This window comes from Pseudomonas sp. A014, assembly GCF_052378495.1.
GTDB lineage: Bacteria > Pseudomonadota > Gammaproteobacteria > Pseudomonadales > Pseudomonadaceae > Aquipseudomonas > Aquipseudomonas machongensis.
In genome coordinates, this window is the sequence record NZ_CP199001.1 from 2,374,986 (window position 1) to 2,399,087 (window position 24,102).

A 24,102-nucleotide genomic window follows, 5' to 3' on the forward strand; every position below is an offset into this window, starting at 1 on the left:
TCTCCGCTTATATTTTCGTTGTTAAGTGTTGTGTTGCTGATCGGGTCAATCCGCGACCCGGACGCTCAGGGTGTTGGCCATTCGGTTGCCCACCCCGGCGCTCTGATTCAACTGGATCACGCCACGGCTGCCGGTGAAGGCCTGGTCACTGGTCGTGACCTGGCGACTGCCGGGTGTGTGATCAGTTGCGTCGGAGCTGTTGGCCAGCGAGACGTTCTGCTGGCTGAGAATGCTGTCGTCGATGCTCTGTGCAATTGCGCTGATGCTGATGCGCACCGCGTTGGCCTGCTGCGTGGCGGCGCCCGCCGATTGGTTGATGCCCAGCATGCCGTTGCCGTTGCTGAAAGCATTGCCATTGATGCTGGCGTGGGCGTCGAGCGCACTGTTGGCGCGAAAGTCGCTGCGTTGGCGGATCTGCGTGCTGGCCTTGCCTTCGGTGCCGATGGCGATGGCTTTCACGTTGGCCTGTTGCAGGGCGTCACCCGCGGCCTGGTTGATGTTGAGGTTGCCCTGGTAGGCGCGGCCACTGGCGTCGAGGGTGGCGTTGTCGACCACAGGGGAGCCGGCGAAAGCGCTGGCGCTGCAGCCCAGGGCCAGGCACAGCAGGGAGAGGTTGAGGGTCTGCATGATCATTGGCCCCGGGTCAGGATCTGCAGCGGCGCCATGCCGCGCTGAACGTTCTGGTTGACCGTGTTGGAGATGCTGTTGGCGCCGGACGCCCCTGCACCGGAACCGCCGGGCATGCCGGGCAATTGCGACTGGGCGGTGCCCATGCCGCGCAGATTGCCGGAGTTGTCGGGCTGGAAGATGCGGCTGACGGTCGAACCGCTGGCGACGCTGGCGAAGTCGCCATCGGTCAGTTCGTTGTTGGTCTGGGCCTGGATGCGTGCCGACTCGTTGGTGTTGGCGGTGGTCGGGTAGGGGTCTGGCGTGCCGGTTCGACGATCAGCCTGACGCGGCTGGACATCGCGGTTGAGGACGATCACCCCGTTGCCGCCAGCGAAGACCGGCGGTGCAATCGATGTGGCGGCAAGGCAAGCCAGAACGAGCAGTGCAGGCAGTGTGTTGTGCTGGTTCCCCACGGCGGTGCTCCCTTTCTGTGCGCTGGCCTTTGAGCGTTGCCAGAACAGAGAGCGAAAGCCGTGCCGGTTTTGCTTTTTGCCGATTTATCAGTGGGTTGTGCGAGGGTGGGGGCAGTGCCGGTTTTCTGCTGTATCAGCGTTGATACAAGGTGCCGGGTCGCCGCCCGTCAAGGGCCGAAGCACGGGCGATCTGGCGGGGTGCGGAGGGGGTGTATCAGTGCTGTGACAGTTCACCCGAAAGTGTGGGGAAGGCCCCGGCAATAGGGGTTTGATGGCGATTGGGTGTATCAGTGAGTTAACAGTCCGGCCATGCTGAGGGGCCTGGCTGGGCTCACCCCAGGAGTTCGGCCACCGCCGCCAGCGCGTCATCCCGGCGCTGCTGCCAGTCCCCGTCAATCACCCGCAGTGGCTGGCGATGCTGTTGTAGCCAGTGCAGGCTGTCATCGAAGAACGCCTGGCGCTCCTCAAGCCGCGGCTGGCAGCGCTGGCCATCGCCGATCCACTCCACGCCCTCGGGACTGAGCAGCAGGTGCAGGTCGTAGTGCCTGGCCAGCAGCGCTTGTTCCAGCCACGCAGGGCAGTCGCCGAACAACACGCGGCTCCACAACATGTTGCTCAGCAGGTGGGTATCGAGGATCAGCAGCGAAGGCAAGGCTGCCCGCGCCTGGTCTTCCCAGGCCAACTGCCCGCGGGCGATGGCCGGGATATCGGCGTAGCAGGTATCGCGCTGCTCGGTGTCGATGAAATGGCGTACGTATTCGCCGACGGTGATGCCACCGAAACGGTGCTGGATCTCGCCACTGAGCCAGCTCTTGCCACTGGATTCAGGGCCGCACAGGACCAGGACCTTCATGCGCCGGCCAGCGCCGGATCGCGCCGCCACTCCAGCCAACCGCGCACGGCGATCAGGGTGAACAGGGCGTACAACGCGGCGGTCAGGTACAAGCCCTTGTACAGGAACAGTCCGACGAAGATCACATCGACCACGAACCACAACGCCCAGCATTGCAGGCGTTTTTGTGCCATCCACACCTGCGCGACCAGACTGAACCCGGTCAGCGCTGCATCCAGCCAGGGTTGGGCGGCGTCGGTCCAGTGGGCCATGGCGGCCCCCAGGGCGGCGCTCGCCAGCAGGCCCAAGCCCAGTCCGCGCAGCACCGTGGCAGTGTCCAGGCGTGATACCCGGCGCGCGTCCTCGACGCGGTCCGGCCGCGTCCATTGCCACCAGCCATAGAGGTTGAGCACGGCATAGACCACTTGCAGGAGCATGTCCGAATACAGCTTCACGTCGTAGAAGATCCAGCTGTAGAGCAGCACCATCACCAGGCCGATCGGCCAGCACCAGATGTTCTGCCTGACCGTGAGCCAGACGGCGATGACGCCGAGCGCGGCGGCGAAGAGTTCGAGGCCGGACATCGGCGATCCTTCGGAAGGGAAAGGGCGCGATTGTAGCTTGAGGGCAGGGGAAGGTGAATCTCTGCAACAAGGGGCGCCGTAGCGCCCCCTGGAGGTCAGACTCTGAATTGACGCAGCAACTGCTCGAGCTCCTCGCTCAGGCGGGCCAGGGCAACACCGGCATCGCTGGATTGGCGCGCCGCCTCGGCGGTCTGTTGCGAAAGGCCCGCGGTGTCGAGCACGTTGCGGTTGATTTCCTCGACCACATGGGACTGCTGCAGGGTGGCGCTGGCGATCGAGGTGTTCAGCGCTGCCAGGGTATGCAGTGCCTGTTCGATGGCTGCAAGGCTGGTGCCGGCGTCGCGGGCCTGTTCGACGGTCTGGCGCGATGCTTCGCTACTGGTGTCGATGGCCCGGACGGCGGCATCCGACTGGCCCTGCAGATGCTCGATCATGGTCTGGATCTCGGCAGTGGACTGCGCCGTGCGCTGGGCCAGCAGGCGTACCTCGTCGGCGACTACGGCAAAGCCGCGGCCCTGCTCGCCAGCGCGGGCGGCCTCGATGGCGGCGTTGAGGGCCAGCAGGTTGGTCTGCTCGGCGATCGAGCGGATCACTTCCAGTACGCCACCAATCTTGGTGCTGTGCCCGGCCAGGTCGCGGATCACGCCCTGAGCCTGATCGATGGTCGCCGACAACCGGTCGATCTGCTGCAGGCTGCCATGGATCGCCTGCTGGCCCTGACCGACCTGCTGCTGCGCGGCGCGCATTTCCACGGCCGCCTGCTCGGCGTTCTTCGCCACATCCTGCACCGCGTAGGTGACCTCGTTGACCGCCGTGGCCACCTGGTCCATCTGCAATGATTGCTGGGCACTGCGCTGCTGGGCGCTGCCGGCGTTGTCGCCGACGTGCCCGGCAGACTGGGCCAAGGCATGGGCTGTGCCCTGCAACTGGCCGACCACGCCCTGCAGCTTGCCGTTGAAGCGGTTGAAGTACTCGCCCAGGTGGGTGATTTCGTCGCGTCCGTGGGTGTCCAGGCGGCGGGTCAGGTCGCTCTCGCCACTGGCGATGTTGCCCATGGCCTGCACCGCCTCGTGCAGCGGACGGGCGATGCTGCGGGCGATCAGCCACACCACCAGCCCCATCACCAGGGCAATGACCAGCCCGACCAGCGAGGCCTCGCGGACCTGGCGGGCGAATTCGTCCTGGACGTCGTCGACGTAGACCCCCGAGCCGATGATCCAGCCCCAGGGTTTGAACAGTTCTATATAGGAGGTCTTGGCCACCGGCTCGCTGGCGCCGGGCTTGGGCCAGCGGTAGTTGACCGGACCTGCGCCCTGGGCCTTGGCCAGGGTCACCATCTCGTTGAACACGGCAAAGCCGTCAGGATCGCGGATCGCCGACAGGTCCTGGCCATCGAGCTTGGCGTTGACCGGATGCATGACCATCTTCGGTTGCAGGTCGTTGATCCAGAAATAGTCATCCTTGTCGTAGCGCAGGCTGCGCACCACCTGTAGCGCCTGCTGCTGGGCGCTTTGCCGATCGAGGCTGCCGGCGGCCTCCAGCCCCTGGTAGTAGGCGAGCACGCCCACGGCAGTCTCGACCACGTGCTGGGTCTTCTGCGCCTTGGCCTGGTACAGGTCGCCATGGATCTGGCGCAGCATCAGCAGCCCCAGGACCAACAGCATGGCGACGGCCACGAGCAGGATCAGCCACAGACGACGGCTGATCGACATCGATCTCAAGGTCTTCATCAAAAGGTCACTCCATGTCTTGTTCTTTTTATATGAGCAGCATCCAACCATGACCGGATGCCGGCAACCCAGTCGACCAACGGCTAAGTGCCGGGCTCGACAATCCATGTTGCATCCCGCGCAAGCCTTCGTGCGGGGCCTCTGATAGGATTTCGGCCGCGCAAGATGAAACCTTTAGCCGCCGCGCACTTTTTCGCTGGTGTTGTGACTAACGAAGGCTGTAAAACACGCGTCGCCGCGCGTGCGGTGAATATTTGTAATCGAAAAGAACTAGGGTGCTGCCAGGAGCAGTGTCCATTGGGGGAGTTGATGGATTTTTGGAGTGCCTTCCAGGCAATCATCCTGGGTATCGTCGAGGGCTTGACCGAGTTCCTGCCGATTTCCAGTACCGGCCACCAGATCATCGTGGCCGACCTGATCGATTTTGGCGGTGAGCGCGCGATGGCGTTCAACATCATCATTCAGCTGGGCGCGATCCTGGCGGTGGTGTGGGAGTTTCGCAGCAAGATTTTCGAAGTGGTATTCGGCCTGTCGAGCCAGCCCAGGGCCCGGCGCTTCACGGCCAATCTGCTGATCGCCTTCATGCCGGCGGTAGTGCTTGGCGTACTGTTCGCCGACCTGATCCATGAGTACCTGTTCAACCCGATCACCGTGGCGGTGGCGTTGGTGGTGGGTGGCTTCATCATGCTCTGGGCCGAGCGCCGCGATCACCGTATCGAGGTCGACCATGTCGATGACATGCGTTGGTCCCATGCACTGAAGGTTGGCCTGGTGCAGTGCCTGGCGATGATCCCGGGGACCTCGCGTTCGGGCTCGACCATCATCGGCGGCCTGCTGTTCGGCCTGTCGCGCAAGGCCGCGACCGAGTTCTCGTTCTTCCTGGCGATGCCGACCATGGTCGGTGCCGCGGTGTATTCGGGCTACAAGTACCGCGACCTGTTCCAGCCGGCCGACCTGCCGGTGTTCGCCATCGGCTTCGTGGTGTCGTTCATCTTCGCCATGATCGCGGTGCGTGCGTTGCTCAAGTTCATCGCCAACCACAGCTACGCGGTCTTTGCCTGGTACCGCATTGCCTTCGGCTTGCTGATCCTGGCGACCTGGCAGTTCGGCTGGGTTGACTGGGCCACGGCGCACGGCTGATGGCACGCGGGCAAAGTGCCGGGCGGCGCGACGCTGGCCAGGCAGGCGAGGGCGTGCGCAACCTGCGCCTGAAGTTGCTGGTGCTGCTGGTCTTGTGCCTGCTACCGGGCGTGGGGGTGGCGCAGATGGCCTGGAGCGGCCAGTCCTGGCTGCCCCTGGCGCTGTATCCGGCGGCCAGTCTGATCTGCCTGGTGTTGTACTGGCAGGACAAGCGGCAAGCCCGCACCCAGGCCTGGCGTACGCCCGAGAAAATCCTCCACGCCAGTGAGTTGCTCGGTGGTTGGCCGGGGGCCTTGCTGGCGCAGCAACTGTTCCGGCACAAGACCCGCAAGCTGTCGTACCAGATGGTGTTCTGGGCAATCGTCGCGTTGCACCAGGTGTTCTGGCTGGATCGCCTGGTGCTGGGTGGGCGCTGGCTGGGATTGATGGGCTGAGCGAGCGCTGCGCAATCCTCAATCCGCCAACAAGCCCACCTGCAAGCGCTTGGGCAAGCGTCGCACCACCAGCTGGTGCGAACGCTGCAGCAGATCGGTCAGTTCCTCCCGGCCCATGGGGTAGGGAGGCAGCATGCTGATCCAGCGCGCCCTCGCCAGATAAGGCGCCGGCCGTACGCCGGGACGGTCGCAATAACCGAGAAACAGCTCGTCGGCGACCTTGAACATCAAGCCTGCTCCCGGCAGGTCAAGCACGGCGAACATCTTGTTGCCGGCCACCGAGAACACCCGGATTCCGCCCCATTTGTAATCCTCCCGCGCGCCGGGCAGGCTCAGGCAGAACGCTGCCACCTGCTCGGGGCTCATGCGTCGTTCAGACATAACGCTCTCCACAGGCCTCGAACGAGGCCGCCAGGTGATCGATCCATACCCGCACCGCAGGCAACACACCACGTCGGTGCGGATACACTGCCTGCAGGTAACCCCCTGGCAGTGACCACTCCGGCAGCAGGTGCACCAGTTCACCGCTTTGCAGTTCTTCTTCGCAATAGTTGCTTGGCAGGGCGGTGAAGCCCAGGCCTGCACGGGCCGAGGCCTTGCGCACAACGAAGTCATCGATGGTCAGGCGCGGTTCCAGGGCGATCTCCTGCTCCTCACCGCCAGGCCCGATGAGGCGAAAGTGCACCAGGCGATCGGCATCCGCCGCTCCCAGCACCGGCAGCCCCACCAATTGCGACGGGTGCTCGAGCCCGTCGGCGAATCCAGGTGCTGCCACCAGGTACATCTGCGCCTGGCGCAGGCGGCGGGTGGCCAGGGCCGGGTCCTCGTCCCCCAGGTCGCGCACCCGCAGCGCCACATCGATACCCTCGGCGATCAGGTCGACACGGCGATTGAGCAGCACCATCTCCAGTTGGACCAGCGGGTACTGGGCGAGAAAACGGCTGATGATGTCGGGTAAAAAGGCATGTGCCAGGGCTACCGGGCTAGACACCCGCAGGCGTCCACGCGGCTCGCTGGTCATGCTGGCGACGGCTTCGTCGGCCATCTCGGCCTCCAGCAGCATGGCCTGGCAGTGGTGCAGGTAACGTTCACCGACGGCGGTCAGCTTCAGTTGCCGGGTCGTGCGCTGCAGCAGGCGCGTGCCCAGGCGCTCCTCGAGTTCGGCGATACGCCGCGACAGGCGCGACTTGGGGATGCCCAACTGGCGTCCGGCGGCGGCGAAGCCACCGGCCTCGACCACTCGGGCGAAGTAGAAGAGGTCGTTGAGGTCTTGCATATGGATATCTCACTGTTCCATCAGTGGAACAAACTAACGCATTTTTGCCGACTAATCAGCTATTCGTCGTCTGTGTAGGATTCTCTCCATCGTGATCGCCCACCGCCGCGGTCTTCATTCACAGGAGAGTCCCATGAAACTGTTGCACATCGATTCGAGCATCCTGGGCGACAATTCCGCCTCCCGCCAGTTGAGCCGCGAAGTGGTCGATGCCTGGAAGGCCGCCGATCCTGGCGTCGAAGTCATCTACCGCGACCTCGCTGCCGATGCCATCAGCCACTTCTCGGCCGCGACCCTGGTTGCCGCCGGCACCCCCGAAGAAGCCCGTGACGCCGCCCTGGCCCACGAAGCCCGCCTGAGTGCCGAAACCCTGGCCGAGTTCCTCGCCGCCGACGCCGTGGTGATCGGTGCTCCGATGTACAATTTCACCGTGCCGACCCAGCTCAAGGCCTGGATCGATCGCGTGGCCGTCGCCGGTCAGACCTTCCGCTACACCGAAGCGGGCCCGGAAGGCCTGTGCGGCGACAAGAAAGTCGTGCTGGTGTCCACTGCCGGTGGCCTGCACCAGGGCCAGCCAAGCGGCGTCGGCCATGAAGACTTCCTCAAGGTGTTCCTGGGCTTCATCGGCATCACCGACCTGGAAATCGTCCGCGCCCACGGCCTGGCGTATGGCCCTGAGCATCGCAGCAAGGCCATCGACGCTGCCCAGGCGCAGATTGCCAACGAGCTGTTCGCCGCAGCCTGATCCGAACCCCGAAAAAGCCGGCTGTCGCCTTGTGCGACAGCCGGCTTTTTCATGGATGTTTCATCTGTCGTCCATCGCGTAGCTTCTATGCTTATGCTACTCGTCCGCCTCGAGGGGAGAGACGCTCGCGATGAAAACCCGTGCCCTGTTGACGTTGCTCCTGCTCGGCGGCCTGCTGGCCCGTGCCGAGGCTTCACCTTGGGTGGCCGGCCTGCATCGCCTCACGCTTGCCGACCCGGTGGATGCCCAGCCCATGCAGGCCCTGGTGTTCTATCCCAGCAGCAGCCCGGCGCGGCCTACGCGCATCGAAGGCTACACCCTGCGGGTGGCCGAAGAGGCGCCGGTCGCCATGGGCCAGTTCCCGCTGCTGGTAGTCTCCCATGGCAATACCGGCACCCCGGTGGCGTTGCACGACCTGGCGACCTCGCTGGCCCGCCAGGGCTTCGTGGTGGTGGCCGTCACCCACCCGGGCGACAACCTTCGTGATCACAGTCGGCTGGGCAAGCTCAGCAACCTCTACGGCCGCCCCTTGCAGGTCAGCGCCGCGATCACCGCTGCGCGTGCGGATCACCTGCTCAGCCCCTACCTCAGCCAGGGCAAGGTTGGCGTGATCGGCTACTCGGCAGGCGGGGAGACCGCATTGATCCTGTCGGGCGCCCAGCCAGACCTTGAGCGACTGCGCAACTATTGCCTGGAACGGCCGATGGATGCCGATGCCTGCAAGACCCATGGCGTGTTGATCGCCGACCGCAGCGAGTTGACCCCGCAGTCCGACCCGCGTGTCGGTGCGGTGATGCTGATGGCGCCGTTGAGCCTGATGTTTGGCCGCCATGCCCTGGCTGGCGTGCATGTGCCCGCACTGATCTACAGCGGCGACCAGGACCAGTTGCTTGCAGTCGACCGCAACGCCAGCGCCCTGGCGCGCAAGTTGCCGGTCACGCCCGACTACCGTCTGTTGTCTGGCGCTGGGCATTTCGTGTTCATGGCACCCTGCGACGACGAACAGCGCCAGCGCATGGCGGTGCTGTGCAAGGATGCCGACGGCATCGACCGTCGCCAGGTGCACCGGGGCCTGCAGAGCGAGGCTGCGGCGTTCTTCAGCCAGGCGCTGGGAGCCCCGGAGCCCGCCGAGCGTTCAGCGGCGGTCGGCGCGGCGGGCCAGCAGCAGGACCAGACCCACCCCTGACAGCGCCAGCAGCGCTGCCACGCAGAAGATCGACGCGTACCCCAGGTGCACGGCTACCGCGCCCATTACCGGGCCGGCCAGGCCCAATGCCAGGTCGAAGAACACCGCGTAGGCCCCGAGCCCCGCGCCCCGGCTGGCGCTGGGCACCTGCCTGATCGCCTCCACGCCCAGCGCTGGATACACCAGCGACAAGCCAAAGCCGGTGAGCCCCGCCCCAACCAAAGCCCATCCCGGTGCAGGCGCCAGCCACAGCAGGGTCAGCCCCAGCACTTCGGTGGCCATGCACGCGATCGCCACGTTATAGCCGCCGAAGCGGTTGACCGCGTTGACGAACAACAGCCGCGAGACGATGAAGCACAGGCCGAAGGCGCTCAGGCACCAGGCCGCGCCGACCCAGCCTTGCTCCAGGTAGTAGAGGGTGACGAAGGTGGTCAGGGTGCCGTAGCCGATCGACGCCAGTGTCAGCCCCATGCCGTAGGGTGCAACGCGGCCAAAGGCGGACCAGAAGGGCAGGCGCTCACCGCGCACCACTACTACGTCCGGGCGGCCGCGCAGCACCCACAGGGCCAGCAGCGCCATCACCAGCAAGGCCGGACCGAGGGCAACGAAGCTCAGTTGGCCGACCATCACCACCCCGGCGGGCGCGCCGATGGCGATGGCGCCATAGGAGGCGATGCCGTTCCAGGAGATCACCCGGGCGGTGTGCTCGGCACCGACCTGGCCGATGCCCCAGCTCAGCGTGGCGACGCCGATCAGGCCTTGGGCGACCCCCAGCAGCACACGCCCGGCCAGCAGCAACGCCAGGCTCAGCGAGGGCAGGGCGAGGGACCAGGCCGACAGCAGGGTCAGCACGCCGCAACCGGCAATGCCATACAGCCCATAGCGAATCGCCTGCTTGCCGCCCAGGCTATCGGCCACGCGACCGGCGAAGGGCCTGCTGAGCAAGGTGGCGAGGTATTGCAAGCCGATGGTCAGGCCGGCGATCACCGCACCCATGCCCAACTGGTCGTGTACATGGCCGGGCAGCACCGCGATGGGCAGGCCGATGCACAGGAAGGCGACGAAGGTGTAGAAGACGATCGAAAGGATCTGCAGGGTCAGGGCGGTGGTGCTGACAGGCGTTGGGGCTGGGGCGGTCATGGCGGTGTTCGCGGGCGGGCGGTGCAGCAATCATGGCTGGCTGGAGGGATAAAAGAAAGCAGCCTAACGATTTTTCCACACGATTCCTGTGCTTGAACCGGTGCCTGAACCGGCGTACCGTCTCCTTCCGTTTCCGCCAAGGAGTGCCCCATGCAAGGCAAGGCCCGCAAGGTCGTCCAGGCCATTCTCTACGAAGTCATCGCCGTGGCGTGCGTGGCGCCTGCGCTGTCGCTGATGTTCGACGCCGGCATGGCCCATTCGACGATACTCTCGATCCTGATGTCGGGCATCGCCATGAGCTGGAACATGGGCTACAACTGGGCCTTCGAGCGCTGGGAAGCACGCCAGGCGCAGCGTACCCGTACCTGGTTCCGCCGCTTGCTGCATGCGCTGGGCTTCGAGGGTGGGCTGGTGCTGATCCTGCTGCCGCTGGTGGCGTTCTGGCTGGATATCAGCCTGTGGAGCGCGTTGCTCACCAACCTGGCCCTGTTCGTGTTCTTCTTCGTCTATGCCTTCGTCTTCCAGTGGGGCTTTGACAAGGTCTTCGACGTGCCGCTGTCGGCACAGCAACAGGCGCGTTGCTGAATGTTGACTTCCTACGGTTTGGCGGGATAAGTTCCTACTCCATGAATACCTACTCGCCTGTGCGCACCTTCGGCCTGATTATTATTACCGCCATTATCGGATTGGCGGGCTAGCGCGCACTGGCACCGAAACCCGCCCTGGAGGCGGGTTTTTTCTTCTCGACTCCTGGGCATCTGCAAACCCCAGGAGTCATCGATGAGCAATCTGAGCGTCAGCCCCCGTTCCCCCGTCACGCCCCAGCAACTGCTGTCGGAGCAGGTGCGGCGCATTCTTGCAGCGCCCGTGTACGACCTGGCCATCGAAACCCCGCTGCAGGCGGCCCCGGCGCTGTCCACCAGCCTCGGCAACCAGGTGTTGCTCAAGCGCGAAGACCTGCAACCGACCTTCTCGTTCAAGATCCGCGGTGCCTATACCCGGCTGTCGCGCCTGTCCCAGGTCCAGCGCGAGCGTGGCGTGATCACCGCTTCCGCCGGCAACCATGCCCAGGGCGTGGCGCTGGCCGCAGCGCACCTGGGCATGACGGCGACCATCGTCATGCCCACCACCACCCCTGAACTGAAGATCGCCGGTGTGCGCTCGCGCGGCGGCAACGTGGTGCTGCATGGCGAAAGCTTCCCCCATGCCTTGGCCCATGCGCTGCAACTGGCCGACCGCCAGGGCGCGACGTTCGTGCCGCCGTTCGACGATCCCGACGTGATCGCCGGGCAGGGCACCGTGGCCATGGAGATCCTGCGCCAGCACCCGGGCGCCCTGGATGCGATCTTCGTCCCGGTCGGTGGCGGAGGTTTGATCGCGGGGATCGCCGCCTACGTGAAGTACTTGCGTCCGCAGGTCAAGGTGATCGGTGTCGAGCCCGAGGACTCCAACTGCCTGCAGGCCGCGCTGGCCGCTGGCGAGCGGGTGGTACTGGCGCAGGTCGGCACCTTTGCCGACGGCGTGGCGGTGGCCCAGGTCGGTGCCCATTGCTTCGAGTTGTGCCGGCATTTCGTCGATGAAGTGATCACCGTCAGCAGCGATGAGCTGTGCGCGGCGATCAAGGACATCTACGACGATACCCGCTCGATCACCGAGCCTTCCGGCGCGCTGGCCGTGGCCGGCATCAAGAAGTACGTGGCGCGAGACGCCGTCCGTGGGCAGACCCTGGTCGCCATCGACTCCGGGGCCAACATCAATTTCGACCGCCTGCGCCATGTGGCCGAACGTGCCGAACTCGGTGAGCAGCGTGAGGCGGTGATCGCGGTCACCATCCCTGAGCGGCCGGGGAGCTTTCGCGCGTTCTGCCAGGCCCTGGGCAAGCGCCAGGTGACCGAGTTCAACTACCGCTACCACCCTGGCAAGGAAGCCCGGCTGTTCGTCGGCGTGCAAACCCATCCGCAGCACGACCCGCGCGAGGGCCTGCTGGACAGCTTGCGGGCCCAGGGCTATGAGGTACTCGACCTGACCGACAACGAACTGGCCAAGCTGCATGTGCGCCACACCGTCGGCGGCCATGCTGCGCCGAGCGCCGACGAGCGGGTGCTGCGCTTCGAGTTCCCCGAACGCCCAGGTGCGTTGCTGGGCTTTCTCGAGCGCCTGGGCCAGAACTGGAACATCAGCCTGTTCCACTACCGTAACCATGGCGCTGCCGAGGCACGGGTATTCGCTGCGCTGGAGGTGCCAGCCGACGAACAGGCCCTCATGCCCCACGCGCTGCAGGCCATGGGCTATCGCTACTGGGATGAGACGGACAATCCGGCGTATCGGTTGTTTCTGGGGTAAACGAGTGCCGCTCATCGCGGAATGCCTGCGATGTCGACCGTTCAGTCACGGCGGCTTGTCCTGGATCAACGTTCGTCCAGCAGTTAGGGCAGATCCTCGAGGGTAGACAGACAACAACCTGAGAGGATCTCGGCCATGAGCAGCACCTTCTTCATTCCACCCGTCAACATCATGGGCCTCGATTGCCTGGACGAAGCCATGGCGGCGATTGCCGGCTACGGCTTGCGCAAGGCGTTGATCGTGACTGACGAAGGCCTGTCCAGGGCCGGGGTCGCCAAGCGTATCGCCGGGCTACTGGCCGAGCGCGACATCGACTCGGCGATCTTCGACGGCGCCAAGCCCAACCCGAGCATCGCCAACGTCGAGGCGGGCCTGGCACTGTTGCAGCGCGAACGCTGCGACTGTGTGATCTCGCTCGGTGGCGGCTCGCCCCATGACTGCGCCAAGGGCATCGCTCTGTGCGCAACCAACGGCGGGCATATTCGCGACTACGAAGGCGTGGACCGTTCGGCCAAGCCGCAATTGCCACTGATCGCCATCAACACCACGGCCGGTACGGCCAGCGAGATGACGCGTTTCTGCATCATCACCGACGAATCGCGCCACGTGAAAATGGCCATCGTCGACCGCAATGTCACGCCGATCCTGTCTGTCAACGACCCGGCACTGATGGTCGGCATGCCCAAGGGCCTGACCGCCGCCACCGGCATGGATGCGCTGACCCACGCCATCGAGGCGTATGTCTCCACGGCCGCCAACCCGATCACCGACGCCTGCGCACTCAAGGCCATCACGTTGATCAACGACAACCTGCGCCAGGCGGTTGCCGACGGCCAGGACTTGCAAGCCCGGGAGAACATGGCGTACGCCCAGTTCCTCGCCGGCATGGCCTTCAACAATGCTTCGCTGGGTTATGTACATGCCATGGCGCATCAGCTCGGTGGCTACTACGACCTGCCGCATGGGGTCTGCAACGCGGTGTTGCTGCCGCATGTGCAACGCTTCAATGCCCAGGTCAGCGCCGCGCGTCTGCGCGATGTGGCCAAGGCCATGGGTGTGAAGGTGTGTGGGCTGACGGCAGAGCAGGGCGCGGGGGCGGCGATTTCGGCGATCGAGCATCTGGCCGTGGCGGTAGGGATCCCTTCCGGCCTGGCAGAGCTGGGGGCCAAGCGCGAAGATGTGCCGGTGTTGGCGGCCAATGCGTTGAAGGATGCCTGTGGGCTGACCAATCCGCGCACTGCCAGCCAGGGGGAGATCGAAGCGATTTTCGAGGCGGCGTTCTAGTTGACTCAAGGAATAGACGGCCTTGGCAAGCAGCACAAGGCCGCGCTTCAGCGCTCACGCATGAAGAACCCCGCCACGTACTTGCGGAAGGTTTCCGGGCTCTTGAAGTCTGCGTAGCGCTTGAAGTTTTCCGTGTCGGGCTCCGGGCCGAGCGGCTTTTCCAGCAGCGACACCGACAGCACGCGGTCCTGGTCGGAAGTCAGTACCAGCTCGTCCATCACCTCGCCGCCGATCACCGGGCGGCGCATCAGCACTTTGACCCCCTTGCCCGCCATCCAGTCGATCAGCGAGACCAGGGCTTTCAGCGGTTCGCGCTCCTCGTCACGGTATACCGGGAACAAGTGCACGCGTGACAGCACCGGTACGCTGGCGACATGGATCAGTTCGTAGTAGTGGCTGCCGGCAGTGGCGGGCGAGTACAGCGCCAGGGCCAGCAGCGGGCCGCCGGTCTTGCTGCCGCCCCAGAGCAAGTGATGGCCCTGGAAGTCGAAACCGTCCTCGCTGCGGGCATTGAGCAGCTTGCGCCCCTTGATCTGCTCGACGCAGTCCAGCAACAGACCGTGGCGGCGGTGGTTGCCGAATACGGTGGATTCACGCAGGCGCGCCTTGAGCATCATCATGTGCTTCATGTCCAGGCGTGTTTCCAGGTAGTTGCTCGCCGGGACCCGCTCGAGCAGCGGATAGCGGCCAGCGACGCCGCGCAGTTCGGCGAACTGCGCGGTCAGGTCCTTTTTCAGGTGCGTGGCGTAGACGTTCAGGCCGCTGGCCTCGATCCAGGTCAGCAGCAGCGACAGCAGGCGCTGTTGCTCGCGGCGCTCCCCGGCCTCACCGCCGATTCCGTTACCCGTGGTGGCGCGGTGGAAGTCGCCGAGCAGACGCAGCGGCGTGTCTGGTGGCAGCCAGGCGGCGGGCGGCGGTACGTCCTCGCTGCGCTCCATGGCTTCGCGCTCGTCCTTGGTGAAAGGGCAGCCGGGAGCATGCTCCGGGGTGTCGGGGTTATTGCGCAGGAACAAGGTGCCAGTGTTGCCGTTGAGGCTGACATTGAGCACCGGCAGGGCATCCTTGCGGCAATCGCAGGCCAGCCATTGGTTGGCACTGCGCACCTTCATCAGCCACTGGTTGGCTTGCAGCAGGCGCGGGCCAACCAGCGTGGCACTGGCAAACCCGGCCAGCAGTTCTTCTTCGGCCGGGGTGAGGGTGCGCACCTGCGCGCCGTTCTTTTCGATGATTCGCATTCAATAGCAGCTCCGAGCTACAAGCCTCAAGCTTCAAGCAAAGCCGCGGCGCTTTCAACTTCAAGCGTGCGGCTTGCGACTCGTCGCCCGCTCAGTTGCCGCCGAACAGCTTGGCTGCGCGGGCGTGGATCTCTTCGGGGCTCAGGTCTTCCTTGTGGGTGGACACGAACCAGAGGTTGCCGAAGGGGTCTTTCAAGGTGCCGCTGCGATCACCATAGAACTGGTCCTGCACCTCTCGCAGTGGCGTGGCGCCGGCAGCGACGGCCTGTGCATAGACCTTGTCGCAGTCCTCGACATACAGGTGCAAGCCGATGGCAGCCCCTGGCAGCGACTGGCTGGCGGTGAGGCCACCGTCCATGTCGCAGGGGTCGGCGAGCATCAGCGAGGAGTCACCGATTTTCAGCTCGGCATGACCGACGCGACCGTCGGGGCCGTCGAGGCGAAACATCTCGACGGCGCCAAAGGCTTGCTTGTAGAAGGCGATGGCCTTGGCGGCATCCTTGATACCCAGATAGGGCGTGATGCTGTGCTGGCCTTCGGGGATGGGTTTGGCTGGCATTGCGCATACCTCCTGTGGAAGGTGGTCATTCGTCGAAACTGTATATTTGTACAGTTTCGACGAATGCGCAAATGCCGTTTTCCGATTAAGCGGCCGCTGGCTAGAAGATGTAGTCGGTGGTCAGGAAGCTGGACTGGCGATTGCGGATGATCTCGCTGATCAGCGTCTTGTTGGATTCCTGGAACTTGGTGGCCACCAGGGTACGGATCGAGAATACCCGCAGCGCGTCATGCACCGACAAGGTCCCTTCGGCGCTGTTCTTGCGGCCGTTGAACGGATAGGTGTCCGGGCCGCGCTGGCACTGGGCGTTGAGGTTGATGCGCCCGACCTGGTTGGCGAAGGTGTCGACCAACGCACCGACGGTCTGCGGGTCGTTGCCGAACAGGCTCAGTTGCTGGCCGTAGTCGGAGTCGAGCACATAGTCGATCACCGTCTGCAGGTCGCGGTAGGGCACCACCGGCACCAGCGGGCCGAACTGCTCTTCGTGATAGACGCGCATCGACGGCGCTACCGGGTACAGCAGGGCGGGGTAGAAGAACGACCCCCGGCTCTGGCCGCCGCCCGGGTTGAGGATTTTCGCGCCGTGCGCCTGCGCGTCGGCGACCAGGCCGTCGAGGTAGTCGACCTTGCCCGGCTCCGGCAGCGGCGTCAGTGCAACGCCGGGTTCCCAGGGCATGCCTGGCTTGAGTGCCGCCAGCTTGCGCTGGAATTTCTCGAGGAACGGCTCGACCACATCCTCGTGCACGAACAGGATCTTCAGTGCCGTGCAGCGCTGGCCGTTGAACGACAGGGCGCCGGTCAAGGCTTCATCGACTGCGTTGTCCAGGTCCACCTCGGGCAGCACGATCCCCGGATTCTTGGCATCCAGGCCCAGCGCCGCACGCAGGCGGTGTGGGCGCGGATGGAGCTTTTTCAGGTCGCTGGCGGCCTTGTGCGTGCCGATGAAGGCGAACACATCGACCTTGCCGCTGGCCATCAGAGCGCTGACCGTCTCGCGGCCGCGACCATAGATGACGTTGATCACTCCTGGCGGGAAGCTGTCGCGGAAGGCTTCGAGCAGGGGGCGGATCAGCAGCACACCGAACTTGGCCGGCTTGAACACCACGGTGTTGCCCATGATCAGCGCCGGGATCAGCGTGGTGAAGGTCTCGTTGAGCGGATAGTTGTACGGCCCCATGCACAGCGCCACGCCCAGTGGTGCGCGGCGGATCTGGCCGAGTGTGCCCTGTTCCAGCTCGAAGCGGCTGGAACGTCGATCCAGGTCCTTGAGGGCGTTGATGGTATCGACGATGTAGTCGCAGGTGCGGTCGAACTCCTTTTCCGAGTCTTTGAGGTTCTTGCCGATCTCCCACATCAGCAGCTTGACCACGGCGCTGCGTTGTTCGCGCATGCGCGCCAGGAAGGCTTCGACATGCTGGATACGTTCGGCCACACGCATGTTCGGCCACACGCCGCGGCCCTTGTCGTAGGCTTGCACCGCGGCATCGAGGGCGGTGAGGGCGGTGTCGGCGTCGAGCAGCGGCGCGCTGCCGAGGATGACTTGGCGTTCCTGATCGCCCTCCTTGAGCCACACCGGGCTGCGCACCGTGGCCAGCGGCCCGTCCCAGCGCCTGAGCTGCCCTGCCACCAGATAGTCGCGTTGCTCCAGTGGCTCGCCCAGGCGCCAGGCCTCGGGGATGTCTTCTGGGGTGGGAAACAGCGAATCGAGCAGACGGTCCATGGGTACTGCACCTCACTTTTAGCTGATCAGGTGAAACGCTTCAGCCGAGCATGCACCTGCTGTCGGAAATATTCCAGTCTGGTTGAAGTGCGACGATTCGCCATCGCCAAGCCGTTGGCGCCCGACAGGCGCCGACGGGTGGCCACGGTGTTTACTCTTCCGGTGACGGCGGCTCAGGCGACTCGGCGAGCTCGGCTTCGGGCGCCGGTGGGAAAGGCAGTTCCAGCAAATGCTCGGCCCCTGCGGCAATCGCTTGCTCGCCCAATACCGCGTCTTGATCCATCAGGTGAAGGCGTCGCCAGATTTCCGTGAGGTTTGCCTCGGGGGCCGCATTGAACTGATCATCCTCGATCAGCGTCCTCAGGTCCCTGCGGTACTGGAGGGGCAGGCGATTCCAGACGCTGAAGTCTTCGTCGCTGGCCGTGGACAGCAAGGCTTCGTATTCATGCTCGGCGACCATCAGGTCTACGCCGAAACGCACGTAGTAGGCATTGAGCTGCGCAATCATGCCGTCGTCCATGTATTGGCTTTCCAGCCGCATCACTTGCGCGAGCGGACGCGGCAGAGGTTGTGGCTGCGGCAGTTCGGTGAAGCGGTTTTCGCCCAGATTGACGATGTACGGGTTGCGCATGTTCGCCAGGCCAGCGGGCATTTCGGTCAGTTCGCAATTGCCGAGCAGCAGCGATTCCAGGTTGGGCAGAGCCTGCAGGTTGGGGCTTGCCTGCAGCGGATTGTTGGTGAGGTCGAGGGTCAAGAGGTTGACCATCCCGTTCAACCTTTGCTGTGCCTGTTCGTTCCAGATCAGGTTGTTTCCCTCCAGGTCGAGCAGGCGTAGCGTTTGCGGGTTGCGCAGTTGCGGAAAGTGTTGCAGCGAGCACGCTTCCAGGCTCAGCGCATGCAGATTGGGCAGGCGTTCGAGCAACGAAGCGGGAAGGGTGCTGATTTGCGGATTGCGGGCCAGGTCAAGAAGCTGGACATGCGGGAAGTGGTGGGGTAGTTCCAGGCTGGCGAGGTCGGCGTCGGTGAGATCGAGGTCGGCCAGCTCCAGTGAAAACAGCCACTGTTCGCCCAGCGCTTGTCGACTCATGCCGCGCCAGCTGTTCAGCAGTCGCGTCATGGCCTGGGTTCGGGCAGGTGAGCCCTCGGCCCAGGCAGCGAAGTTGGCCGTCACTACTTGATACCGCGCGTTCAGGGACGCCACGGCCTGATCCGGGCTCACTCCTTGCTCGCGACTCGCGGCAAAGAAGGCTTCGACGCCTTCGTCGTTCATGGCGGGGTAGATCTGCTGCACCTGGCGGTAAAGCGCCCGGTCGATCGGTTCGGGAGGTGGCGCAGGGACGACTGCCGGCTCAGGCTCGATCCCGGGTGCAGGGTTCGGATCCACCGGCGTTCCTCCACGAAGCCCCTGTTGCCGTAACCAGGCGAAGTCGCCGAATGGGCGCAGTTGCCGGGCCCAGGCCTGGCGGTCGGCGTCGATCAGGGCTGTCAGGCGCGCTCGCAGGCTGTCGCCGGTGCTGGCCTCAAGCGCCATCACCGCACGCTCATTGGCTGACAGTATTTTCACCGCAGCCTGGCACAGATCGGCAGTGGCGGGTGTGGGGGCGGGGCGCTCGCCCAGATAGGGCTCGTACCCTTGAGCAGACTTGATGATGACCCGCAAGCGCGTAGCGTAGCGGCTGCCAGCTACGGCAAGGGTAGGCCCATGGGGGCTGTCTGCGCGCAGCTCGATGCGCACATCCTGTGGCCAGCCTTTCAGCGCGGTCATGGCTTTGAGAGCAAGGCGTTCGCTGTGCGCGCTGGCCAGCTCGGGCAGGTACAGGCCTTCGAGGCCGCGGACAACCGGCAGCTGCGCCTCAAGGCCCTGCGCAAGTCTGGCCAGGCGTGCGGGGAGGGCTTGCCCTGTGCTCCAGGCCACTTGTTCGGTCGTGGTCATCGAGTCGAGCAGGCGCCTGCACAATGGCGCACCGAGTCTGGGGTAGTCCTGCAGCATCCGCGCTTCGTCGACATGGGCCGGCACACTGGCCTCGTAGCCTTCGGCGAACAGCCTGTCACGCTCGGCGGCGCTCGCTGTCGGATAGTTTTGCGCGACCTGACGTTGCACGCGCAGGCGTGCCAAGGTGTCGGCCAGCAGCGATGGGGTCTTGGCGTGGGTCAGGTGTACCTGGCGCAGTTGTGCTTCGTCCATGCCGCTGATGCGTGCTGCCTGCTCCAGTTGCGCCGGGGTGAAGGTTTCAAGGCGGCTGTCCAGGCGCCTCACCAGTGTCGCCAGTGACCAGTCGCGTGGTTGTTCGTGCTCGGCGCGCCAGGCGCCTTCGTCATTGTGCTCCAGCAGCGGCTGGTAGGCGTCAGGATCATCAGGATGAACGAGCCGCCAGCGCTGCAGCTGTGCGTCGAAGCGCCGCAGATATCGGTGGCCGTCCATGTGCAAGGACTCCGGCGTGGTCTCGGAGGCCTGGATACGGTAGGGCGTCAGGTCGCCGCGCCAGAGGCGTTGGGTGCCATCGGCGCGGGTGATCGGATCGAGGCTCTCGAGCAACGGTGTGCGGGTAAGCGTGCGTACCACCTGCCCGCCGACATACAGCCCGGCGATCACTGCCAGATTGAGGCCTACCACTTTCAGGTGCTGGAACGCCTCGTCGCGATCACCGACCTCCCAGGCCTCGTAGCCTTCGTAGACTTCATGCAGTAGTTGGCAGGCCGTTACCGCGACCATCAGTACACCCACTGCGGGGATGAACATGCCGATGGTCATCAGGGCATTCAAGCCCAGGCTCTCCCACATCTGCAGGCGCTTCTTGCGCGCCTGCTCGTCGGCTTGGGCCGTGGGCACGGCGAACAGCATTGCCTCGGCCTTGAGCCAGGCGAGATGGTCGGTGTACAGGAAGTCGAACAGCGGCCCTTCGATATCGTGCCGCTCCAGGTGCAGATCGGCGCCATCAGGCAGTGCCCAGGCCTGATCATAGCCCGCGTGCGCATCGCTGCTGAGGTTCTGCCGGGCACGATCGAGGAACTGCAGGCGTTCTTCGCTGGCGATCAGCGCCAGGCAGCGTTTGCGAAAGGCGGGGTCGCAAAGGTCGGTCTGCAATTGCGCGGCCAGCGCCAGGTCACTGCTGAAGACACGGACGGCGGCTTCCTGACCTGGGAGATACAGCAGTCGACCGACCTCACCGGCATCGATCAGCAGCGCCTCGTGCAGCGTCACGCCGAACAGTTGCAACTGTTGGCAAGGCAGGGCCGATCCGTCATCGAGCAGTTGCTGGATGCAATCTCGTGCGTTGCCGCTGATCCGATGCTGCAGTCGCGCCAGGTCTGCCGCCAGTTGCAGGTTGCTTTGGTAGAGCCTGATCGCGGCGGGGCGGACATCGGGCGGGCTGAACCTGGCTTGCAGGTGTTCCTGGTAGCGCTGGCCCAGGTCGAGATTGCGGCAGGTGCTGGCGAAGGCTTCGGGTGAAAGCGGCAATGCTTTGATGCTGAAGGCTTTGGAGGCCAGGGGGTAGGGCACTCGGGTTTCGCTGTCACCGAGGGTGGTGGTGCCGGTCACCGTGATGTCGGTGATCTCGGTATCACCCTTCAGGGCCAGTGCGCTCTTGATGTTGAAACTGATGCCATCGGCGAAGTTGTGCAGGGCAGCCTCAAGCAAGGTGCGACGCTCGTAGGTGCTCACGTAGACCTCATGGGTGTAACGGTCATGCACATGGATCAGCTCCGCTGTGCGCAGCGGGGCCTGGAACCCGTGCTCGGCTTTCAATTGCGCGGCGAGCAGTGGCTCGGCGAATTCGTCGATCTGCTGGAGGCCCTTGAGCGTCCGGGCCAGGCGCTGCTGCGCCGTGGCCAACTGCGCCTGGCTGGCCAGCACGGCCTCGCGCAGTTCCGGCAAGGCGTTTTCGAAACCGTCGGCGTGCTGCCCTGGCAGGCCCTGCAGAGGCAGGGCGCTGGCGCGCAAGGTTTGCCATTGTTCTTCACTGAGTCTTGACGCCCATGAAGGCAAGCGCTGGGTGATGAGGTGCTGGTGGGTGGAGGGGAGAGTTGAAGGCATGGCTGTCGCTCCTGTTATGGAACGCAACAGCAGGCGCCATCGATGGCTGATTCGGGTGGTAGATAGATGCAGACTGTGGTGCTGTTTTCTTTGGACTGCCCGCGAAAGCACACCACGCACACGCGCACCGGGCATGCCAGTGCGCAGGCGTCAGGACATGTTCAACTCGGTATAACCCACCCGTTCAACCCCCTGCAACTGGCGGTCGACCAGGCTCTTGAGGGATTCCCCGGTTGCCAGGTAGGCATCACCGAAGTCGTGGCCGCCCAGGGCGCTGGGATGGGCCACCACCTCCAGTACGCCCTGCGCCGGCGCCAGTCCGGCCTTGAGATCCAGCGGGGTGCAGACATAGTCGGCGGTCACGCCGCAGAGCTGTTTCAGGCGGCGGTTGAGCAGGGTCTTGAAGACCCGCTTCAGTGGCCCGATATTGGCCCCGACATTGCGCGCCAGACGCACCGGTATGGCGTGTTCGCGGGCAAACCGTGCGACCACCTCACCGACCGGCCAGATGTTGTGCACGTGCTGGTGCGAGTCCAGGTGGCTGGGTATGACGCCATGGGCCACACAACGTTGCCATTGGGTCTCGAGCTCCTCGCGCACCGCCTCGCGCTCACTGCGTGAGAGGCGCAGGGTGCGCTGGCGCAGCCCGAGGTCGAACTCGCCCTGGGCGGCGCAGAAGCGCGGTTCGGCGAGGATCGCCTGGCTCAGGGGGCGGCCGTAGGTCAGGTTGAAATGCAGGCCGATGCGGCCCTTCAACGCCGGCTGCTGGGCCAGTACGCACGCGGCCTGGAACGCCGGCATGTTGGCCATCAGTGTTGCCGAGCTGATCAGCCCGGCCTGGAACGCGTGCAGGATCACCGCGTTGATGGGGGCACTGAGGCCGAAATCGTCAGCGTTGACTATGACCTGGGATGGCATCCGTTCGCTCCTGTGTGGGGTTCGGGGTGACGTTGGCTGGGCCGTCGGCCTTGCGCAGGCGCGGCTTGAGCCAGCGCCAGCAACGCAGGGCCAGGCCCAGGGCGATGCCGTCGGGGCGCCAGCTGTAGCCGCTCAGGCGCCATTGCTCGACCTGGCCGGTCTGGCGTTCATGCAATTGGTGGCTGGAGTTTTCAAGGCTTACCCGCGAGGCGTCGACCCAGCTCCAGCCCTCGTCGAGGCCCCAGTGGATCCACTCTTCGAGCAGCACTCGGCCACTGCCCAGCTCGCGCTGTTCGGGCACGAACGCCAGGTTGTAGTCGTAGATGCGGCCGTGTTCAAGCAGGCCCAGGCGGTAGCTGATGCAGCGCCCGTCCAGCTCCAGCAACACCAGGCACACCAACCCTTCGCCAGCCAGTTCAGTGAAGGCCTGGTACATCCACTCGCGGCGCTGGCTGCCCGAGAAGATGCCGACATCGTCGTCGCCTTTCCAGCTCGCCGCCTCCACGGCGCTGATCGCATCGAGCAGGGCGGTGATGTTGTGGCGGTCGGCGACCACCCGGCGCACCTGCGCGCCGCAGGCTGCAATGCGCTTGCGTGCACGGCGCAGCTTGTAGCGTGGGTCGCCACTGACCTCCTGGCGGTCGGCTTCACTGATGCGGTGCACCGGTACACGGCAGGTCAGGCGGCGCTCGAAGGTCGAACAGGCCGCAGCCCATTGGCGCAGCCAGTCCTCATCGCCACCTTGCACCACTTCACTCAATTGCAGCAGCGCATGGGGCAGGTGCTTGCGGATGGCTTGGAGCACTTGTGTGGCGTGGTGCGCGGGCAGGTCGAGCAACAACGCGATGCGGTCGCTCAGCGGATGGCCCAGGTGACGCACCACCGGGACATTCAGTGGCCCGACCGCCTGGCGCTCGCGCACCAGCGGCAGGCACAGGCACAGGCGGCCATCGAGGTGGCCGAGCAGGATCTGCAGTTGCTGGCCTGGTTGCAGTGCGGCCTCGGCGGCGCACAGCCAGCCCAGGTGATTGAACGGGGTGCTGCCGGCCACGCGCTGGCGCAGCGCCTCATAGCCGGCGGCGGGGAAGCTGGGGGTGCGCAGCGAGGCGCACCAGCTCAGTTGCAGGGCCATGGGTCAGGACGCCGTGGCCGTGGCGCTTTCGGACGCCGGTTTACGCAAGGTTTCCAGGCGCGACTCGCTGTAGCGGCTCTCACGGAAGAACTTCCAGCGCCCGAACAGGCAGTAGACATTCATGATGCGCCCTTGCTCCTGGTAGCCCATGCGCAGGTGCAGCTTGAGCGCCGGGATGTTGTGTTGTTCGCAGACGTCCACCACCTTGGTGCAACCCTGCGCGGCCATGGCCTTCCACAACGCCACTTGCAAGTCCACCGATAGCTCGCTGCCCCAGTACTTGCGGATCAACTCGCCGCCGAACTCGAAGAATTCGCCCGGACCGACCGGGAACCAGCACCCGTAGTAGTGGCGGTCATGGTAGTTGCGCGCGCTGCCCCAGATGAAGGCCACGGTGTCGCCTTCGTCATCTACGAACATCAAGCCTGTGTAGCCCTCGGCGGCCAGCTCGCGCATGGTCTCGACGCGGTCGCCGAAATGCCGGGTGAAGGCCTTGACGTTGTTCACGGTGATGTTTTCGAGGCGCAGTCGCGCATAGGGTTTGAGACGGTGCGGGGGCACCGGGGTTTCCAGGTCGCGTTCCATCCACACCAGCTCCCAATGATAGAAGACGTAGTGTCGCCAGGCGCTGCTCAAGGTGTTGCGCAGTCCCTTGCGCTTGATGCGATCCTGGATCTTGCTCAATGCACGCATGGTGCCTCCTGTTCATGGCAGATCGAGGTGCGT

General features: G+C 64.8%; 22 protein-coding genes and 1 pseudogene. 7 read left to right on the forward strand and 16 right to left on the reverse strand.

What is annotated here, in order from left to right; all coding sequences use genetic code 11:
• Positions 1-45 precede the first annotated feature (45 nt).
• From ACTYOL_RS10800 to ACTYOL_RS10825, 6 genes and pseudogenes are all read right to left on the reverse strand, one after another.
• Positions 46-627, reverse strand: coding sequence for an adhesin (locus ACTYOL_RS10800; RefSeq protein ID WP_197889522.1), 582 nt, complete (start codon positions 625-627; stop codon positions 46-48).
• 2 nt (positions 628-629) lie between these two features.
• Complete coding sequence (locus tag ACTYOL_RS10805; RefSeq protein ID WP_063544474.1) at positions 630-1,082, reverse strand: hypothetical protein; 453 nt, start codon at positions 1,080-1,082, stop codon at positions 630-632.
• A 331-nt stretch (positions 1,083-1,413) separates the two neighbouring features.
• Positions 1,414-1,935 carry an AAA family ATPase gene (locus tag ACTYOL_RS10810; protein WP_444757906.1) on the reverse strand — a complete coding sequence of 174 codons (522 nt, stop codon included), beginning with the start codon at positions 1,933-1,935 and terminating at the stop codon, positions 1,414-1,416.
• Complete coding sequence (gene pnuC, locus ACTYOL_RS10815; protein ID WP_054893933.1) at positions 1,932-2,498, reverse strand: nicotinamide riboside transporter PnuC; 567 nt, start codon at positions 2,496-2,498, stop codon at positions 1,932-1,934. The genes ACTYOL_RS10810 and pnuC overlap by 4 nt, the downstream gene beginning before the upstream one ends.
• Before the next feature lie 95 nt (positions 2,499-2,593).
• Entirely contained in the window at positions 2,594-3,328 is a 735-nt protein-coding gene (locus ACTYOL_RS10820; RefSeq protein ID WP_371926329.1) for a methyl-accepting chemotaxis protein, read from the reverse strand.
• Between the two features lie 138 nt (positions 3,329-3,466).
• Positions 3,467-4,336, reverse strand: a pseudogene (locus ACTYOL_RS10825) (cache domain-containing protein); the annotation flags it as partial.
• Between the two features lie 201 nt (positions 4,337-4,537).
• Here ACTYOL_RS10825 and ACTYOL_RS10830 point away from each other — a divergent pair.
• Both ACTYOL_RS10830 and ACTYOL_RS10835 read left to right on the forward strand, forming a co-directional pair.
• Positions 4,538-5,368, forward strand: a complete 831-nt coding sequence (locus ACTYOL_RS10830) for an undecaprenyl-diphosphate phosphatase (protein WP_153774905.1) — start codon at positions 4,538-4,540, stop codon at positions 5,366-5,368.
• On the forward strand, positions 5,368-5,802 hold the full coding sequence (locus ACTYOL_RS10835; RefSeq protein ID WP_444757907.1) for a DUF1294 domain-containing protein: 435 nt from the start codon (positions 5,368-5,370) through the stop codon (positions 5,800-5,802). The genes ACTYOL_RS10830 and ACTYOL_RS10835 overlap by 1 nt, the downstream gene beginning before the upstream one ends.
• An 18-nt stretch (positions 5,803-5,820) precedes the next feature.
• Here the strand turns inward: ACTYOL_RS10835 and ACTYOL_RS10840 are convergent, their stop codons facing one another.
• Both ACTYOL_RS10840 and ACTYOL_RS10845 read right to left on the reverse strand, forming a co-directional pair.
• Positions 5,821-6,183, reverse strand: a complete 363-nt coding sequence (locus ACTYOL_RS10840; protein ID WP_054893937.1) for an MmcQ/YjbR family DNA-binding protein — start codon at positions 6,181-6,183, stop codon at positions 5,821-5,823.
• Positions 6,176-7,078: a LysR substrate-binding domain-containing protein gene (locus ACTYOL_RS10845; protein WP_153774906.1), complete on the reverse strand. Its 903-nt coding sequence runs from the start codon at positions 7,076-7,078 to the stop codon at positions 6,176-6,178. Before ACTYOL_RS10845 ends, ACTYOL_RS10840 begins: the two co-directional genes overlap by 8 nt.
• Before the next feature lie 133 nt (positions 7,079-7,211).
• Here ACTYOL_RS10845 and ACTYOL_RS10850 point away from each other — a divergent pair, with 133 nt between their 5' ends.
• Both ACTYOL_RS10850 and ACTYOL_RS10855 read left to right on the forward strand, forming a co-directional pair.
• Positions 7,212-7,823: an FMN-dependent NADH-azoreductase gene (locus ACTYOL_RS10850; protein WP_197889526.1), complete on the forward strand. Its 612-nt coding sequence runs from the start codon at positions 7,212-7,214 to the stop codon at positions 7,821-7,823.
• 130 nt (positions 7,824-7,953) lie between these two features.
• A complete protein-coding gene (locus ACTYOL_RS10855; RefSeq protein WP_153774936.1) occupies positions 7,954-9,009 on the forward strand; it encodes an alpha/beta hydrolase family protein in 1,056 nt (351 codons plus the stop codon).
• Here ACTYOL_RS10855 and ACTYOL_RS10860 read toward each other — a convergent pair.
• On the reverse strand, positions 8,959-10,149 hold the full coding sequence (locus tag ACTYOL_RS10860) for an MFS transporter (RefSeq protein ID WP_444757908.1): 1,191 nt from the start codon (positions 10,147-10,149) through the stop codon (positions 8,959-8,961). The two genes, ACTYOL_RS10855 and ACTYOL_RS10860, sit on opposite strands and share 51 nt — an antisense overlap.
• A 150-nt stretch (positions 10,150-10,299) precedes the next feature.
• Between ACTYOL_RS10860 and ACTYOL_RS10865 the strand changes: the two genes are divergently transcribed.
• From ACTYOL_RS10865 to yiaY, 3 genes are all read left to right on the forward strand, one after another.
• Positions 10,300-10,734: a PACE efflux transporter gene (locus ACTYOL_RS10865; RefSeq protein WP_054893942.1), complete on the forward strand. Its 435-nt coding sequence runs from the start codon at positions 10,300-10,302 to the stop codon at positions 10,732-10,734.
• 195 nt (positions 10,735-10,929) lie between these two features.
• The gene (gene ilvA, locus ACTYOL_RS10870; protein ID WP_416766653.1) at positions 10,930-12,492 is read left to right on the forward strand and encodes a threonine ammonia-lyase, biosynthetic; all 1,563 of its coding nucleotides are present in this window, start codon (positions 10,930-10,932) and stop codon (positions 12,490-12,492) included.
• Positions 12,493-12,627: 135 nt separating this feature from the next.
• The gene (gene yiaY / locus ACTYOL_RS10875; RefSeq protein WP_063544488.1) at positions 12,628-13,776 is read left to right on the forward strand and encodes an L-threonine dehydrogenase; all 1,149 of its coding nucleotides are present in this window, start codon (positions 12,628-12,630) and stop codon (positions 13,774-13,776) included.
• Between the two features lie 47 nt (positions 13,777-13,823).
• On the opposite strand, the gene ACTYOL_RS10880 is transcribed toward yiaY, so the two are convergent.
• From ACTYOL_RS10880 to ACTYOL_RS10910, 7 genes are all read right to left on the reverse strand, one after another.
• Positions 13,824-15,011 carry a hypothetical protein gene (locus ACTYOL_RS10880; protein ID WP_054893945.1) on the reverse strand — a complete coding sequence of 396 codons (1,188 nt, stop codon included), beginning with the start codon at positions 15,009-15,011 and terminating at the stop codon, positions 13,824-13,826.
• 91 nt (positions 15,012-15,102) lie between these two features.
• The gene (locus tag ACTYOL_RS10885; RefSeq protein WP_063544492.1) at positions 15,103-15,570 is read right to left on the reverse strand and encodes a VOC family protein; all 468 of its coding nucleotides are present in this window, start codon (positions 15,568-15,570) and stop codon (positions 15,103-15,105) included.
• 100 nt (positions 15,571-15,670) lie between these two features.
• Positions 15,671-17,290, reverse strand: a complete 1,620-nt coding sequence (locus ACTYOL_RS10890; protein ID WP_054893947.1) for an NADP-dependent glyceraldehyde-3-phosphate dehydrogenase — start codon at positions 17,288-17,290, stop codon at positions 15,671-15,673.
• 151 nt (positions 17,291-17,441) lie between these two features.
• Positions 17,442-21,326 (reverse strand): dermonecrotic toxin domain-containing protein, encoded by a 3,885-nt coding sequence (locus ACTYOL_RS10895; protein ID WP_444757909.1) that lies wholly within the window; start codon positions 21,324-21,326, stop codon positions 17,442-17,444.
• Positions 21,327-21,476: 150 nt separating this feature from the next.
• Positions 21,477-22,244: a carbohydrate deacetylase gene (locus tag ACTYOL_RS10900; protein ID WP_444757910.1), complete on the reverse strand. Its 768-nt coding sequence runs from the start codon at positions 22,242-22,244 to the stop codon at positions 21,477-21,479.
• Entirely contained in the window at positions 22,216-23,376 is a 1,161-nt protein-coding gene (locus ACTYOL_RS10905) for a GNAT family N-acetyltransferase (RefSeq protein ID WP_444757911.1), read from the reverse strand. The genes ACTYOL_RS10900 and ACTYOL_RS10905 overlap by 29 nt, the downstream gene beginning before the upstream one ends.
• 3 nt (positions 23,377-23,379) lie before the next feature.
• Entirely contained in the window at positions 23,380-24,069 is a 690-nt protein-coding gene (locus ACTYOL_RS10910) for a GNAT family N-acetyltransferase (protein ID WP_054893951.1), read from the reverse strand.
• Between the last annotated feature and the right edge of the window lie 33 nt (positions 24,070-24,102).